The sequence below is a fragment of the Streptomyces sp. NPDC028419 genome, assembly GCF_055565515.1.
Map to the genome: position 1 here is coordinate 193,707 of NZ_JBVHUE010000001.1, position 15,373 is coordinate 209,079.

General features: G+C 68.6%; 12 protein-coding genes. 7 read left to right on the forward strand and 5 right to left on the reverse strand.

Annotated features, from left to right (window positions below; translation table 11 throughout):
• Positions 1-38 precede the first annotated feature (38 nt).
• Entirely contained in the window at positions 39-641 is a 603-nt protein-coding gene (locus ACZ4UB_RS00945) for a single-stranded DNA-binding protein (protein WP_354378862.1), read from the reverse strand.
• A 76-nt stretch (positions 642-717) separates the two neighbouring features.
• Positions 718-1,008 carry a 30S ribosomal protein S6 gene (gene rpsF / locus ACZ4UB_RS00950; protein ID WP_004950685.1) on the reverse strand — a complete coding sequence of 97 codons (291 nt, stop codon included), beginning with the start codon at positions 1,006-1,008 and terminating at the stop codon, positions 718-720.
• A 256-nt stretch (positions 1,009-1,264) separates the two neighbouring features.
• Between rpsF and ACZ4UB_RS00955 the strand changes: the two genes are divergently transcribed.
• The 3 genes from ACZ4UB_RS00955 (at position 1,265) to ACZ4UB_RS00965 (ending at position 3,905) form a co-directional block, all read left to right on the forward strand.
• Positions 1,265-1,567, forward strand: a complete 303-nt coding sequence (locus tag ACZ4UB_RS00955) for a hypothetical protein (RefSeq protein WP_468067426.1) — start codon at positions 1,265-1,267, stop codon at positions 1,565-1,567.
• 129 nt (positions 1,568-1,696) lie between these two features.
• A complete protein-coding gene (locus ACZ4UB_RS00960) occupies positions 1,697-2,815 on the forward strand; it encodes a lipid II:glycine glycyltransferase FemX (RefSeq protein ID WP_354378860.1) in 1,119 nt (372 codons plus the stop codon).
• 58 nt (positions 2,816-2,873) lie between these two features.
• On the forward strand, positions 2,874-3,905 hold the full coding sequence (locus ACZ4UB_RS00965; RefSeq protein ID WP_354378859.1) for an alanine racemase: 1,032 nt from the start codon (positions 2,874-2,876) through the stop codon (positions 3,903-3,905).
• A 25-nt stretch (positions 3,906-3,930) separates the two neighbouring features.
• Here the strand turns inward: ACZ4UB_RS00965 and ACZ4UB_RS00970 are convergent, their stop codons facing one another.
• Positions 3,931-5,388 (reverse strand): glycosyltransferase family 87 protein, encoded by a 1,458-nt coding sequence (locus ACZ4UB_RS00970; RefSeq protein ID WP_468067427.1) that lies wholly within the window; start codon positions 5,386-5,388, stop codon positions 3,931-3,933.
• Between the two features lie 86 nt (positions 5,389-5,474).
• Positions 5,475-7,997 (reverse strand): transglycosylase domain-containing protein, encoded by a 2,523-nt coding sequence (locus ACZ4UB_RS00975; protein ID WP_468067428.1) that lies wholly within the window; start codon positions 7,995-7,997, stop codon positions 5,475-5,477.
• Between the two features lie 267 nt (positions 7,998-8,264).
• On the opposite strand from ACZ4UB_RS00975, the gene ACZ4UB_RS00980 reads away from it, so the two are divergent.
• The 3 genes from ACZ4UB_RS00980 (at position 8,265) to ACZ4UB_RS00990 (ending at position 11,384) form a co-directional block, all read left to right on the forward strand.
• Complete coding sequence (locus ACZ4UB_RS00980) at positions 8,265-8,867, forward strand: PadR family transcriptional regulator (protein WP_354378856.1); 603 nt, start codon at positions 8,265-8,267, stop codon at positions 8,865-8,867.
• A gap of 49 nt (positions 8,868-8,916) precedes the next feature.
• Complete coding sequence (locus ACZ4UB_RS00985; RefSeq protein WP_468067429.1) at positions 8,917-9,999, forward strand: inositol-3-phosphate synthase; 1,083 nt, start codon at positions 8,917-8,919, stop codon at positions 9,997-9,999.
• Positions 10,000-10,115: 116 nt separating this feature from the next.
• Positions 10,116-11,384, forward strand: coding sequence for an MFS transporter (locus ACZ4UB_RS00990; RefSeq protein WP_468067431.1), 1,269 nt, complete (start codon positions 10,116-10,118; stop codon positions 11,382-11,384).
• A gap of 68 nt (positions 11,385-11,452) precedes the next feature.
• Here ACZ4UB_RS00990 and ACZ4UB_RS00995 read toward each other — a convergent pair whose 3' ends face one another.
• Positions 11,453-12,895, reverse strand: a complete 1,443-nt coding sequence (locus ACZ4UB_RS00995; protein ID WP_468067432.1) for a CCA tRNA nucleotidyltransferase — start codon at positions 12,893-12,895, stop codon at positions 11,453-11,455.
• Positions 12,896-13,079: 184 nt separating this feature from the next.
• On the opposite strand from ACZ4UB_RS00995, the gene ACZ4UB_RS01000 reads away from it, so the two are divergent.
• On the forward strand, positions 13,080-15,359 hold the full coding sequence (locus tag ACZ4UB_RS01000) for a DUF6049 family protein (protein ID WP_468067434.1): 2,280 nt from the start codon (positions 13,080-13,082) through the stop codon (positions 15,357-15,359).
• The last annotated feature ends 14 nt before the right edge of the window (positions 15,360-15,373 follow it).

The following is a 15,373-nucleotide window of genomic DNA, read 5'->3' on the forward strand; positions in this document are numbered from 1 at the left end:
TCTCTCCTGTGTGATCAAGAAGTGGGGTAGAGCTGCCCTTAGAAGGGCGGCTCGTCCGAGTAGCCACCGCCGGAGCCGCCGGAGCTTCCGCCCCAGCCGCCCCCGCCGCCGCCCTGCTGCGGCTGGCCGCCGGCCGGCGCGCTGGACGACCACGGGTCGTCGGAAGGTGCTCCGCCGCCCTGCTGGCCGCCACTGGGGGCTCCGCCCCAGTTGCCACCGCCGCCGCCCTGCTGGCCGCCGCCGCCACCGCCGCCGTAGCCACCCTGGCCGCCGCGACCCGTGGTCTTGGTGACCTTGGCCGTGGCGTTCTTCAAGCTGGGGCCGACTTCCTCGACGTCCAGCTCGTAGACCGTGCGCTTGACACCCTCACGGTCCTCGTAGGACCGCTGGCGCAGCCGGCCCTGAACGACGACACGCATGCCCCGCTGAAGGGACTCTGCGACGTTCTCGGCCGCCTGCCGCCACACCGAGCAGGTCAGGAACAGGCTCTCGCCGTCCTTCCACTCATTGGTCTGGCGGTCGAAGGTGCGGGGAGTGGACGCGACACGGAACTTCGCGACCGCCGCACCCGAGGGGGTGAAGCGCAGCTCGGGGTCGTCGACGAGATTGCCGACGACCGTGATGACGGTCTCGCCTGCCATGGATGAACCTCTCGGCGGGTTTTGCTGCTGGCTGCTTGTGCTACTCGAAATCCCGATTACCGCTGAACTGGGAGGTTCAGTGGGTCTCGGGACGGAGGACCTTGGTCCGGAGGACCGACTCGTTCAGGTTCATCTGTCGGTCGAGCTCCTTGACGACCGCAGGCTCGGCCTGAAGGTCGATGACCGAGTAGATGCCCTCGGGCTTCTTCTTGATCTCGTAAGCGAGACGACGACGGCCCCAGGTGTCGACCTTCTCGACCTTTCCGTTGCCCTCACGGACGACAGAAAGGAAGTTCTCGATCAGCGGGGAGACAGCGCGCTCCTCGAGATCGGGGTCGAGGATGACCATCACTTCGTAGTGACGCATGTGGAACCCACCTCCTTTGGACTCAGCGGCCACGGTCGTTCCGTGGCAGGAGGGTCGTGATGCGTAATCGCACCGGGTCCGAGCGAACGGACACAGGTGCAGACCGTACAGAGTACCTGCTCCCCTCCTTCCGGTTGAAATCCGGCACCTGGAGGCCACACCCTGTACCCATCGGGTGTGCTCGGTGCTATGCCCCCGGCTCCGCCGGACGGCTACTCCGCCGCACCGCTCTGCGTCAGCCAGGAGGTGCCTTCCGATGGCACAGGCAATGCGACCCCAGTCGTCCATCTCGCTCTTCTCCACCGACGGCAAGCCCCACCCGCTGCAGGACACCCTTGTGGCGATCACCCTGGTCCTCGGCATCGTGGCGTTCGTCACGGCGTTCTTCCACAATCTGCACCTGCTCAGCTCGTGGACCGGGCTGATCGGCATCCTCACCGGCGCCTACGGACAGTTCATCTCGGCCACGACACGCGAGCGCTTCGCACTGATCGTCGGCCTGGGAGCGGCTGCGGTCGGGTTCTATCTCGCCATGGCGCACGGCGGTCTCTTCGGGTAGCCGGGCACCTCCGCGACAGGGCGCCGGCCGGCCCTCGGCCCGGACCGGGTCCGTCCCCCAGATGGGTGGCGCCCTTGTCGCAGTAGGCTTCGCGCCATAGCCAGCGAAGCCGCCTAGGAGACGCCCCGCATGAGCCTGTCCCTGAGGACCATCAGCCGAGAGCAGCATCTGGCATACCTACAGAGCCTGCCCTCGGCGAGCCACTGCCAGGTTCCGGCGTGGGCCGACGTGAAGAACGAATGGCGTTCGGAGAACCTCGGTTGGTTCGACAACTCCGGTGAACTCGTCGGTGCCGCACTGGTGTTGTACCGGCAGTTGCCCAAGGTGAAGCGGTACCTCGCGTACCTTCCCGAGGGCCCCGTCATCAACTGGTACGCCCCGAACCTGGAGGAATGGCTCCAGCCGATGCTGGCGCACCTGAAGCATCAGGGCGCCTTCACCGTGAAGATGGGCCCGCCCGTCGTCATCCGTCGCTGGAACTCGACGGCCATCAAGGCCGGCATCCAGGATCCGGACGTCAAGCGCCTGCGCGACGTGGAGGCCTCGGTCATCGAGCCCCGCGCCTTCGAGGTGTCCGACAAGCTGCGCCGCATGGGGTGGCAGCAGGCCGAGGACGGCGGCGCCGGCTTCGGTGACGTCCAGCCGCGCTACGTCTTCCAGGTCCCGCTCGCCGAACGCTCCCTGGACGACGTCCTCAAGGGCTTCAACCAGCTGTGGCGCCGCAACATCAAGAAGGCCGAGAAGGCCGGCGTCGAGGTCGTCCAGGGCGGTTACGAGGACCTGCCCACCTGGCAGCACCTCTACGAGATCACCGCCGAGCGCGACAAGTTCCGCCCGCGCCCGCTCAGCTACTTCCAGCGCCAGTGGACGGCCCTCAACTCCGAGGACCCGAACCGGATGCGCCTGTACATCGCCACGCACGAAGGGGAGCCGCTGGCCGCCGCCACGATGCTCACCGTCGGCCAGCACGTCTGGTACTCGTACGGCGCCTCCGCGAACCACAAGCGCGAGGTCCGCCCGTCGAACGCGATGCAGTGGCGCATGCTGCGCGACTCCTACGCGCTCGGCGCGAGCGTGTACGACCTGCGCGGCATCAGCGACACGCTGGACGAGAACGACCACCTGTTCGGCCTGATCCAGTTCAAGGTCGGCACGGGCGGCGAAGCCGTCGAGTACGTCGGCGAATGGGACTTCCCGCTCAACAAGATGCTGCACAAGGCGCTCGACATCTACATGTCCCGCCGCTGATCCCCACCCCACCCCCGCTGCACCGCGCAGTTCTTTTCTAGAGAGGTTCCGGACGGGCATGGCGCTCACGCTCTACGTCGACACCGCGCGCTGGCGTGCGCACCAGAAGCAGATTCAGGATCAGTTCCCCGGGCTGATCCCGGTCTGCAAGGGCAACGGCTACGGCTTCGGCCACGAGCGGCTGTGCGAAGAGGCGACCCGCATGGGCGCCGACATCCTGGCCGTGGGAACGACGTACGAAGCCGCGGCGATAAAGGATCTGTTCGGCGGGGACCTGCTGGTCCTCACCCCGTTCCGACGGGGCGAGGAGCCGGTACCGCTGCCCGACCGGGTCATCCGCTCGGTGTCCTCCGTGGACGGGGTGCGCGGCCTGGTCGGCGCCCGTGTCGTCATCGAGTGCATGAGCTCGATGCGCCGCCACGGGATCTCCGAACACGACCTGGGCCAGCTGCACTCGGCGATCGAGGACGTGCGGCTGGAGGGCTTCGCCCTGCACCTGCCGCTGGACCGCCCCGACGGCTCCGACGCCGTCGAAGAGGTCATCGCCTGGATGGACCGGCTGCGCGCGGCCAGGCTGCCGCTGCACACGATGTTCGTCAGCCACCTGCGGGCCGAGGAGCTGACGCGGCTGCGCCAGCAGTTCCCGCAGACCCGGTTCCGGGCCCGGATCGGCACCCGGCTGTGGCTGGGCGACCACGAGGCGACCCAGTACCGCGGCGCCGTACTGGACGTCACGCGGGTCTCCAAGGGCGACCGCTTCGGTTACCGCCAGCAGAAGGCCGCCTCGGACGGCTGGCTGGTGGTCGTGGCGGGCGGCACCTCGCACGGCGTGGGCCTGGAGGCCCCCAAGGCCCTGCACGGTGTGATGCCGCGCGCCAAGGGGGTCGCCCGGGCCGGGCTGGCCACCGTGAACAGGAACCTGTCGCCCTTCGTGTGGGCGGGCAAGCAGCGCTGGTTCGCGGAGCCCCCGCACATGCAGGTGTCGATCCTGTTCGTGCCCTCGGACGCGACCGAGCCGCGCGTGGGCGACGAGCTGGTGGCCCACCTGCGGCACACCACGACCCAGTTCGACCGGGCGCTCGACGCCTGATTCGGGGTACGGGCGCCCGCCGGGATCAATCCCGGGAGGCGCCCCACTCGACCCGCTGTCCCTCCGAGGGCGTCGCATCCTGCGGCGCCCTCGCGGCGTGCGAGAGCACGAACGCGTCCTCGGCGCCGTCCAGGACACCTCCCGAGGGGTCGTCCGAGCCGTCCTGGCGCACCACGTCCCGCTCGGGGAGCAGGATGTCGCGCACGATCACTGCGCAGAGGTACAGGGTGCCGAGCAGGTGCGCGGCGATGGCCAGCTGGTAGCCCTCGACGGGCAGGCCCTGGTGCTTCTCGCCGCTGGTCGTGTAGGCGAGGTAGGACCAGATCCCGAGGAAGTACATGACCTCGCAGGCCTGCCAGATGAGGAAGTCGCGCCAGCGCGGTCGGGCGAGGGCGGCCAGCGGGATGAGCCACAGCACGTACTGCGGCGAATAGACCTTGTTGGCCAGGATGAAGACGGCGACGACGAGGAACACCAGCTGGGCGAAGCGGGGGCGCCGCGGGGCGGTGAGCCCGAGCAACCCGATGGCTCCGCAGAGCAGCAGGGTCAGGCCCGTCGCGTAGGTGTTCGCGCCCTCCAGCGGGTTCCCGGAGCGCTGGGAGATCAGCAGCCACACCGACCCGAAGTCGATCGGACGTTCCTGGCTGAAGGTGTAGAACTTCGACCAGCCGTCCCAGGCGTAGAGCATGACGGGCAGGTTCACCACGAGCCAGGACGCCACCGCGCCGAGGGCGGCCAAGCCGAACGCGCGCCACTTGCCGGCCCGCCAGCACAGGACGAACAACGGTCCGAGCAGCAGCACGGGGTAGAGCTTGGCGGCGGTGGCCAGGCCGATCAGGATGCCGAAGGCCAGTGCCCGGCCGCGGGACCACATGAGCATCCCGGCGGCGGTCAGCGCGATGGCCAACAGGTCCCAGTTGATCGTCGCGGTCAGCGCGAAGGCGGGCGCGAGGGCGAAGAGCAGGGCGTCCCAGGGACGGCGGCGGTGCGTACGGGCCACGCAGACCGCGATGACGGCGGCGCAGGCCATCAGCATGCCCGCGTTGACCATCCAGTACATCTGCTCGCGGTGCTGCATGGAGCCGCCGGTGGGCGTGAGCCAGGACGCGACCTGCATGAAGAGCCCGGTGAGCACGGGGTACTCGAGGTACTGCATGTCGCCGGTGAGCCGGTCGAAGTACGGCGTCAGACCGTCGGCGAAGCCGCGCACGACGTACAGGTGCGGGATGTCGGAGTAGCAGGCGTGGGTGTACTGCGAGCCCGCGCCGCGGAACCACGCCCAGTCGTAGCAGGGCAGCTTCTGCACCATCCCGAGCGCGAACATGCCGATCGCCACCAGGACGATGACGCGCACGGGGCTCAGCCAATGCCCGCCCAGCCGCGCGTACCTGCCCATCGGTCCGCCGATCAGCTCGCTGCCGGCCGCCGCGACCTCGTCCTGCTGGGTCGGCAGTACGGGGCGGTCCTCGTGCACCTTCGTCATGCGCTCATCCTGCCGTACGGGGCTGTGAACGTGCCGAGGGCCGCCGCATCGGAATGCGACGGCCCTCCAAGCGCGGACGCGGCCGATCAGCCGGTCTCGGCGCCCGTGGGTCCCCAGATGCTGTTGCCCGGCCGGCCGGGCTTGCCCGTCTTGGTCGGACTGGGCCTTCCGGTGGGCGTGCCGCTCGGGTCCGGGTCGCAGTACAGCTTCCACGGGTTGCAGCTGGGCTTGCCCCCCGCGGACGGGGACGGGGAGACCGTCGGGGACGGGGAGACCTGCGGCGACTCCGTCACGGACGGCGAGGGGGAGGGCGGCGGGGTGGGCGTCGGGGTGGGAGCGCCCGCGGCGTCGGCCGTCACGCCGATGTCCTCGGCCTCGGGGAAGTCCTTCTTCGGCGAGCCCTCGAGGGCGGCCTTCATGTACTCGGTCCAGATCACCGCGGGGATGTCACCACCGTGGATGGAGTCGACACCGCCCACCCGGTTCATGGACATCAGCTTCTTGTCCGCCGAGTTCGGGTCGTTGCGGAACAGGGTGACGGCGGTCGAGAGCTGCGGGGTGTAGCCGACGAACCAGGCCGACTTGTTCTGGTCGGTGGTGCCGGTCTTGCCCGCCGCGGGGCGACCCAGCTTCTTGGCCTTGGTGCCGGTGCCGTTCTCCACGACGTTGCGCAGGACCTTGGTGATGTTGTCGGCGATGGAGTTGTCCATGGCCCGCTGGGACTTCGGTGCCTCGAAGCCGGACAGCTCCTTGCCGTCCTTGAGCACCTTGGTGACCGAGAAGGGCTCGTGGTGCGTGCCGGAGTCGGCGAAGGTGCCGTAGGCGTCGGCCATGCGGATGGCCGACGGGGTCGAGGTGCCGAGGGCGAAGGAGGCGTTGTCGGCCGGGTCCATCGACTCGTCCAGGATGCCGGAGGCCTTGGCCACCCCGCGCACCTTGTCGTGGCCGACGTCGAAGACGAGCTGGGCGAACGGCGTGTTGATGGACTTCTCCATCGCCTCGTTGAGGGTCACGTACCCGTAGGCGGTGGGGCTCTCGTTCTTCTGCCGGAAGGGCGTGCCGTCGGCGGCGCGCAGCGGCTTGCCGTCCCGGTTGTTGATGACGGTCTGGTCGTTGCCGTTGTACTTGCTGTTGACCGAGATGCCCTCGCCGTGCGAGTTCTGGGTGCCGTACTCCAGTGCCGCGGCCAGGACGAACGGCTTCCAGGTGGAGCCGACGGGGACACCGATGGTGTTGGCGTTGTTGGTGAAGTGCTTCTTGTCCCAGCCGGGCCCGCCGTAGAGGGCCACGACGGCGCCGGTCTTCACGTCCACGGAAGCGGCGCCGAACTGGACGAAGGTGTCGTAGTCGGGCCGCGCCTTCTCGTCCAGGAAGCCGTTGCGGGTGTCCTCGACGGCCTTGACCAGCGCGTCCACCTTGGGCTTCTGGAAGGTGGTGGTGATCTGGTAGCCGCCCAGTGCCATCTGCTCCGGGGTGAGGCCCTTGGCCTTCATCACGTACTGCTTGGCCGTCTCGACCAGGTATCCGGTCTGACCGGCGAGCGAACGGGCCTGCGCGGAGTCGACCAGCTTGGGGAACTCGCGGTACTGGGCCCGCTCGGTCGCGGTCATCCGGCCCACGGCGACCTCGCGGTCGAGCACCCAGGCCCAGCGGCTCTGGGCCCTCTTGGTGTTGGCCTCCGGGGTGGCCGCCGATCCGATGCCGCCGTCCGGGTTGTAGAGGTTGGGGCCCTTGAGGACCGAGGCGAGGAAGGCGCCCTCGGAGGGCGTCAGCTTGTCGCAGTCCTTGTTGAAGTACGCACGGGACGCGGCCTGGATGCCGTAGGCGTCCCGGCCGTAGTACGCCGTGTTCAGGTAGCCCGCGAGGATCGTGTCCTTCTCCGCGGTGACGCCCAGCTTTATCGAGATGAACAGCTCCGTGACCTTCCGCTTCAGCGTCTGGTCGGAGTCCAGGAAGGTGTTCTTCACGTATTGCTGGGTGATGGTGGAGCCGCCCTGGGTCGAACCGCCCTTGGCCATGTTGACCACGGCGCGGGCGATGCCCATGGGGTCGACGCCCTTGTCGGTCTCGAAGGACTCGTTCTCCGCCGAGATCACGGCGTTCTGCATCGACCGGGGAATCTTGTCGATGGGCACGATCTGCCGGTTGGTCGACCCGCCGGTCGCGACCATCTGGGTGCCGTCGGCCCAGTAGAAGACGTTGTTCTGGGCCTCGGCGGCCTTGTTCGCGTCAGGGGTGCCCACCATCGCGATGCCGATGCCCGAGCCGGCCGTGATGACGGCGAAGAAGCCAAGGGCCGTACCCCCGACGAGCTTCCAGGAGGGCAGGAAACGCTTCCAGCCGTCCCTGTCGGACCGCGGGTAGTTGATGATCCGCTTGTCGCCGCGGCCGGATCCCTTGCCGCCACGGCCTCCACCGGCTCCTCGGGCACCCCTACGGGCCCCGGCACGGCCGTCGTGGACCGGTTGTCCCTCGTACGGTCCACCGGTCGATGCGGTCGGGGCGTCATGCCCGGGCGTGGCGCCCCGGGCGGGCCGCTGCTGGGCAGCCCGGCGGGCCGCGGCCCGTCCACCGCCTTGCTGCGGCGGTTTGCGGCGGTGCTCGCTCATCGAACGACTACTCCTCGGGCAGGCGAGTGGCCTGGAAGCGGCAGGCGTATTCCGGTTCCCCCGGCGCACAGACTACGCACGCTCAAAACCCAACCAGTGCCGAAGTTCACCCCAAATCAGGCAACTTGCCTCCTACGAATTAGTGATGTGACGCCGGTCACCACATCTCCCCTTGTCGTAACGGGCCGCCCGTTCTATCGTCTGGATGTATCGAGTCGATACATCAGCTCGGCATAAAGAACTCAGGGGCGAGGAGGAAGCAGGCGGATGAGCCGGCGCTCAGGCATTCTCGAGTTCGCTGTCCTCGGCCTGCTTCGCGAGTCCCCCATGCACGGCTATGAGCTGCGCAAACGGCTCAACACCTCGCTGGGGGTGTTCCGGGCGTTCAGCTACGGAACCCTCTATCCCTGCCTCAAGACGCTCGTCGCCAACGGGTGGTTGATCGAAGAACCGGGCAACGCCCTGGAAGACGCGGTCGCCGCTTCACTCGCAGGACGCCGTGCCAAGATCGTCTACCGGTTGACGGCAGCGGGTAAGGAGCACTTCGAAGAGCTGCTCTCCCACACCGGCCCCGATACCTGGGAGGACGAGTCCTTCGCCGCCCGCTTCGCGTTCTTCGGTCAGACCGAACGGGACGTGCGCATGCGGGTGCTGGAGGGCCGCCGCAGCCGGCTGGAGGAGCGCCTGGAGAAGATGCGCACCTCGCTCGCCCGTACGCGGGAGCGCCTCGACGACTACACCCTTGAGCTGCAGCGACACGGCATGGAATCCGTGGAGCGCGAAGTGCGCTGGCTGAACGAGCTGATCGAGAGCGAGCGGGCGGGACGGGATCGCAGACGATCCGACTCGTCCGACGAAACTGAAAAATGAGGCCCTGCATTCGCAGGCCTCGTCCGAGAACAAACAGGGAGCAACCGGAATGGGTTCGGTTCGCGTAGCCATCGTCGGCGTAGGCAACTGCGCCGCCTCGCTGGTGCAGGGCGTCGAGTACTACAAGGACGCCGACCCGGCGTCCAAGGTCCCCGGCCTGATGCACGTCCAGTTCGGCGACTACCACGTCCGCGACGTTGAGTTCGTTGCCGCCTTCGACGTTGACGCGAAGAAGGTCGGTCTCGACCTTTCGGACGCCATCGGCGCCAGCGAGAACAACACGATCAAGATCTGCGACGTCCCCAACAAGGGCGTGACCGTTCAGCGCGGCCACACCCTGGACGGCCTGGGCAAGTACTACCGGATGACGATCGAGGAGTCCGCCGAGGCTCCGGTCGACATCGTCCAGGTCCTCAAGGACAAGCAGGTCGACGTTCTGGTCTGCTACCTGCCCGTCGGCTCCGAAGCCGCTGCGAAGTTCTACGCGCAGTGCGCCATCGACGCGAAGGTCGCCTTCGTCAACGCCCTTCCGGTCTTCATCGCCGGCACCAAGGAGTGGGCTGACAAGTTCACCGAGGCGGGCGTCCCGATCATCGGCGACGACATCAAGTCGCAGGTCGGCGCCACCATCACGCACCGCGTGATGGCGAAGCTGTTCGAGGACCGCGGTGTCCGTCTTGAGCGCACCATGCAGCTCAACGTCGGCGGCAACATGGACTTCAAGAACATGCTGGAGCGCGACCGCCTCGAGTCGAAGAAGATCTCGAAGACGCAGGCCGTCACCTCGCAGATCCCCGACCGCGAGCTGGGCGAGAAGAACGTCCACATCGGTCCGTCCGACTACGTCGCGTGGCTCGACGACCGCAAGTGGGCGTACGTCCGCCTCGAGGGTCGCGCCTTCGGTGACGTTCCGCTGAACCTCGAGTACAAGCTCGAGGTGTGGGACTCCCCGAACTCCGCCGGTGTCATCATCGACGCCGTGCGCGCCGCGAAGATCGCCAAGGACCGCGGCATCGGTGGCCCGATCCTGTCGGCTTCGAGCTACTTCATGAAGTCCCCGCCGGTCCAGTACTTCGACGACGAGGCCTTCGCGAACGTCGAGAAGTTCATCAAGGGCGAGGTCGAGCGCTAAACAGGACACAGCACGACGTACCAAGGGCTTCCGGCACTTGGACTTCGACTGTTCTTCCGCCGAGGGTCCCCGGGCAATCCGCCCGGGGACCCTCGGCGTATGTGACGCTTGCCCACATGCCTGTCGTAGGTGATCTGCGCGTACTCCTGCGCCTGAGGGACTTCCGCAACCTGCTCTCGGTGCGGCTGCTGTCCCAGGCCGCCGACGGCGTCTACCAGGTCGCGCTCGCCACCTACGTGGTGTTCTCCCCGGAGAAGCAGGCCTCGCCCGTGGCCATCGCCTCGGCCATGGCCGTCCTGTTGCTGCCCTATTCGGCGATCGGGCCCTTCGCCGGAGTCCTGCTGGACCGTTGGCCGCGCCGCCAGGTGTTCCTCTACGGCAACCTGCTGCGCGCCTTCCTGGCCTGCGTCACCGGGATGCTGATCGTCGCGCAGGTGCCCGACTGGCTGTTCTACGCCTCGGCGCTCTCGGTGACCGCCGTCAACCGCTTCGTCCTCGCCGGGCTCTCCGCTTCGCTGCCCCGGGTCGTCGGGGTCGATCAACTGGTGACCGCGAACGCCCTCTCCCCGACCGCCGGGACCCTCGCGGCCACCCTGGGCGGGGGCCTGGCCTTCCTGGTGCGTCTGCTCGCCGCCGAGTCCAATGCCGTCATCGTCCTGCTCGGCGCCGCGTTCTACCTGTGCGCGGCGCTCGTCTCGCTCCGGCTCGACGTCCGGCTCCTCGGCCCCGACCACACCCCCGCACGGCAGTACCCCTCGGTGGCCGAGGGGATCGCTCTGACGGTGCGGGGCATGGCCCAGGGCCTGAGGCACCTGTACGAGCGCCGTGACGCCGCCCAGGCGCTCACCGCCATGACCTTGATGCGCTTCTGCTACGGGGCGCTGACGGTGACCCTGCTGACTCTCTGCCGCTACGCCTGGTCGGACAACGAGTCCGACGGGCTCGCCCTGTTGGGGATCGCGGTCGGGGTGTCGGGGGCCGGGTTCTTCGCGGCGGCCGTCATCACGCCCTGGCTGGTGGGGCGGCTCGGCACCCGGGGCTGGATCACGCTCTGCGCGGCGATAGCGGCCGTTCTGGTGCCGAGTCTGGGTCTGTTCTTCGCGCCCGCGCCGATGCTGGCCGCCGCTTTCGTGCTGGGGATGGCCACTCAGGGAGCGAAGATCGCCACCGACACGGTCGTGCAGTCACAGGTGGACGACGGTTATCGCGGCCGGATCTTCTCCGTCTACGACGTGCTCTTCAACGTCGCCTTCGTCGGAGCGGCCGCCGTGGCCTCGCTGATCCTGCCCCTCGACGGGAAGTCCGTCCCGCTGATCCTGGGCGTGTCCGTCCTCTACGCCCTGACCGCCGCGTTGCTCATACGGCAGGGACGACGTTTCACGTGAAACATCGCCCCTGACCCCTCCCGCACTCCGCGTCGATGTTTCACGTGAAACATCGACGCGGGACCGCCTCAGCTCTGAGCCGCCCACCACTCCTTGAGGGCCGCGATCGCGGCCTCCCGCTCCATCGGGCCGTTCTCGAGCCGCAGCTCCAGTAGGAAGGCGTAGGCCTTGCCGATCACCGGACCCGGACCGACATCCAGGACCTGCATGATCTCGTTGCCGTCGAGGTCGGGCCGGATCGAGTCCAGCTCCTCCTGCTCCTGAAGCTGCGCGATCCGCGCTTCCAGGCCGTCGTAGGTGTGCGAGAGCGCCTTGGCCTTGCGCTTGTTGCGCGTGGTGCAGTCCGAACGGGTCAGCTTGTGCAGCCGCGACAGCAGCGGACCCGCGTCCCGCACGTACCGGCGGACCGCGGAGTCCGTCCACTCGCCCGCCCCGTAGCCGTGGAAGCGCAGGTGCAGCTCCACCAGCCGGGAGACGTCCTTGACCATGTCGTTGGAGTACTTCAGCGCCGTCATGCGCTTCTTGGTCATCTTCGCGCCCACCATCTCGTGGTGGTGGAAGGAGACCCGCCCGTCGCTCTCGAAGCGGCGGGTGCGGGGCTTGCCGATGTCGTGCAGCAGGGCGGACAGCCGGAGCACCAGGTCGGGGCCGTCCTCCTCCAGATCGATCGCCTGCTCCAGCACGATCAGGGAGTGGTCGTACACGTCCTTGTGCCGGTGGTGCTCATCGCTCTCCAGGCGCAGCGCGGGCAGCTCGGGCAGCACCCGCTCGGCCAGGCCCGTATCCACGAGCAGGCCCAGCCCCGTGCGGGGCCGGTCCGAGAGCAGCAGCTTGTTCAGCTCCGCCTGGACCCGTTCCGCCGAGACGATCTCGATCCGGTCGGACATCGCCGTCATCGCCTCGACGACCTCGGGGGCGACCTCGAAGTCCAGCTGCGCGGCGAAACGTGCGGCGCGCATCATGCGCAGCGGGTCGTCGGAGAAGGACTCCTCGGGAGTGCCCGGGGTCCGCAGCACACGGGCCTCCAGGTCTTCCAGACCGCCGTGCGGATCGATGAACCGCTGCTGCGGGAGCGCCAGCGCCATGGCGTTGACGGTGAAGTCACGCCGGACCAGGTCCTGCTCGATCGAGTCGCCGTAGGACACCTCGGGCTTGCGCGAGGAGCGGTCGTAGGCCTCGGACCGGTAGGTCGTCACCTCGATCTGGAAGCCGCCCTTGTTCGCCCCGACCGTCCCGAAGGCGATGCCGACGTCCCAGACGGAGTCCGCCCACGGTCGGACGATCTTCAGCACGTCCTCGGGCCGGGCATCGGTGGTGAAGTCGAGGTCGTTGCCGAGGCGCCCGAGCAGCGCGTCGCGAACGGACCCGCCGACCAGCGCGAGGCTGAAGCCCGCCTCCTGGAAACGGCGGCCGAGATCATCGGCGACAGGAGCGACCCGCAGCAGTTCACTGACCGCGCGGTGCTGCACCTGACTCAGGGCACTGGGGTTGTCTTCGTTGGCGTTCGGCACAACAGAAAAGGGTACGTGCCCCGCCCGGCCGGGGCTCCCTTCTTATTGGGCACCCTGACGCGGCGCCCCCACCCGGCGGCCCCGATCATGTGGAGCAAGGCGCGGCACTCGCGCACAGCGGGCCTCGTTACCATGCGTGGACGCATAAACGACGACCACTGACACTTCGAGGACGGGCGGGCGCGTGGCCGAGGCGGCAGACATCCAGGGGACGGCACCTGCCCCTGTCAGGCGCCGCTGGCTGCGGCGCGCGATCGTCATGCTCACCGGGACTCCGGTTCTCGCCGCCCTCGTCTACGCCCCCGCCCCAGCCGCGCAGGCCACCGAGAACGCCGCCACCGCCGCCTCGGCGGTCGACGTCCAGCTGGACGCCCTGACGCCGAGCGCGCCGGTGAAGGGCGACACCGTCACCATCTCCGGCACCGTGACCAACAACAGTCGCGAGACGATCACCGAGGCGCACGTCGGTCTGCGGGTCGGCCCGGTGCTGAACGATCGCGACGCGATCGGCGATGCCGCGGAGCAGACCGGCTACCGGTCCGGGAGCGATCCCGCGGAGATCGACGGCGCCTTCGCCGCGAAGCTCTCCGCCCTGCCCGCGAAGAACAGCCAGCCCTTCACCCTGAAGGTCCCCGTCGACAAGCTGGGGCTGGACAAGGACGGCGTCTACCAGATCGGCGTCTCCGTGTCGGGGGAGAGCGAGAGCCGGCCCACCGAGCAGGTGCTCGGCATCCAGCGCACGGTCCTGCCCTGGCAGCCCGAAGCCGCCGCGAAGCGCGCCCAGCTCAGCTACGTGTGGCCACTGATCTCCCGGGTCCACCTCACGGCCGAGACCGGGTCCGACGAACTGCAGACCCCCGTCTTCGAGGACGACAGCCTCGCCGACGAGCTGCGGCCCGGAGGGCGGCTGGAGCAGATGGTCTCGCTCGGCAAGGACCTGCCGATCACCTGGGTCATCGACCCGGACCTGCTGTACACGGTCGACGCGATGACCAAGGGCTACCGGATCCGGGTCCCCGGTGGAAAGCCGGTGCCGGGGAAGAACAAGGCCGTCGCCGAGCACTGGCTGAGCGCCCTGGAAACGGCCGTGCAGGGCAAGAAGGTCGTCGCCCTGCCCTTCGCCGATCCGGACCTCGCCTCCCTCGCACACCGCGGCAAGGACGTCTCGGGCACCCTGGGCCAGCTGCGCCCCGCCACCGACAAGGCGAAGCAGGCGGTGGAGACCGTCCTGCACGTCACCCCGTCCACCGACTTCTCCTGGCCGGTGGACGGTGCCATCGACCCGTCGATCGTCAACGTCGCCACCTCGGCCGGCGCCCACAACGTCCTCACCCGCAGCGACAGCTTCCAGGAGAACGTCGGCCTCGGCCACGTCCCCTCGGCGGCCCGCCCGATCGGGGCCGGGGCCACCGCCGTGGTCGCCGACGCACGGCTCTCCACCGCCTTCGAGGGCGACATGCTGACCGCCGGGAACTCCGTCCTCGCGGTCCAGCAGTTCCTCGCCCAGAGCCTCGTACTGAACCAGCAGGGCACCGACGAGCAGCGCAGTTTCGTCGTCGCACCGCAACGGATGCCCTCCTCCAGCCAGGTCCAGACGATGGCCTCGGCCCTGCGCGGTCTCCAGCCGGGCCGCTGGAGCCAGCCGCAGGACCTGGAGGCGGCCGCGGCCGCCAAGCCGGACCCCGGCGCCGCCACGCAGGTGCCGGGCGCCGGTCAATACCCCGAGGGCCTGCGCAAGCAGGAGCTCCCGCTGTCCGCGTTCGAGAAGATCCGCACCACCCAGAGCACCCTCGACCACTTCAAGGTGATCCTTTCGGCCCCCGACCGGGTCGAGATCCCCTTCGGCAACACCACCAACCGGGAGATGTCCGCCTCCTGGCGCGGTCGCCCGGAGGAGGCCGCGCTCTACCGCGACGGCGTCCAGCAGTACTTGATCGGGCTCACCGAGCAGGTCCAGCTGGTCCCCAAATCGGATGCCACCCTGTCGGGGCACAGCGCGACGATCCCCGTCACGATCCAGAACAGCCTCGTTCAGGACGTCCGCGGCCTGGTCCTGCGACTGAAGTCCGCCAACCCCACCCGCCTGATGTTCGGCGAGGACGGCGAGGCCGAGAAAGAAGTGAACGTCCAGGCCGAGCACAGCCAGACCTTGAAGTTCAACGCCAACGCCACCGCCAGTGGTCCCGTCGAGGTCACCGCCCAGCTCTACACCCGGGACGGCGTTCCGTACGGCAAGGAACGCAGGTTCACCGTGGAGGCAACGGAGATCACTCCGACTGTCATGCTCGTCATCGCGGGCGGGGTGCTCCTCCTCGTCGTGGCAGGCATCAAGATGTACGCCAGTCGCAAGCGCGTCGCCGCGCGCGCCGCTGCCGAAGAGAGCACGCAGCAGAGTGACGAGACCCCGGACACCGGACCGCAAAGCACCAGCGGGTCCGGCACGGGTGAGACAGTGGACCGTTGAGCGACGCCGTGGCC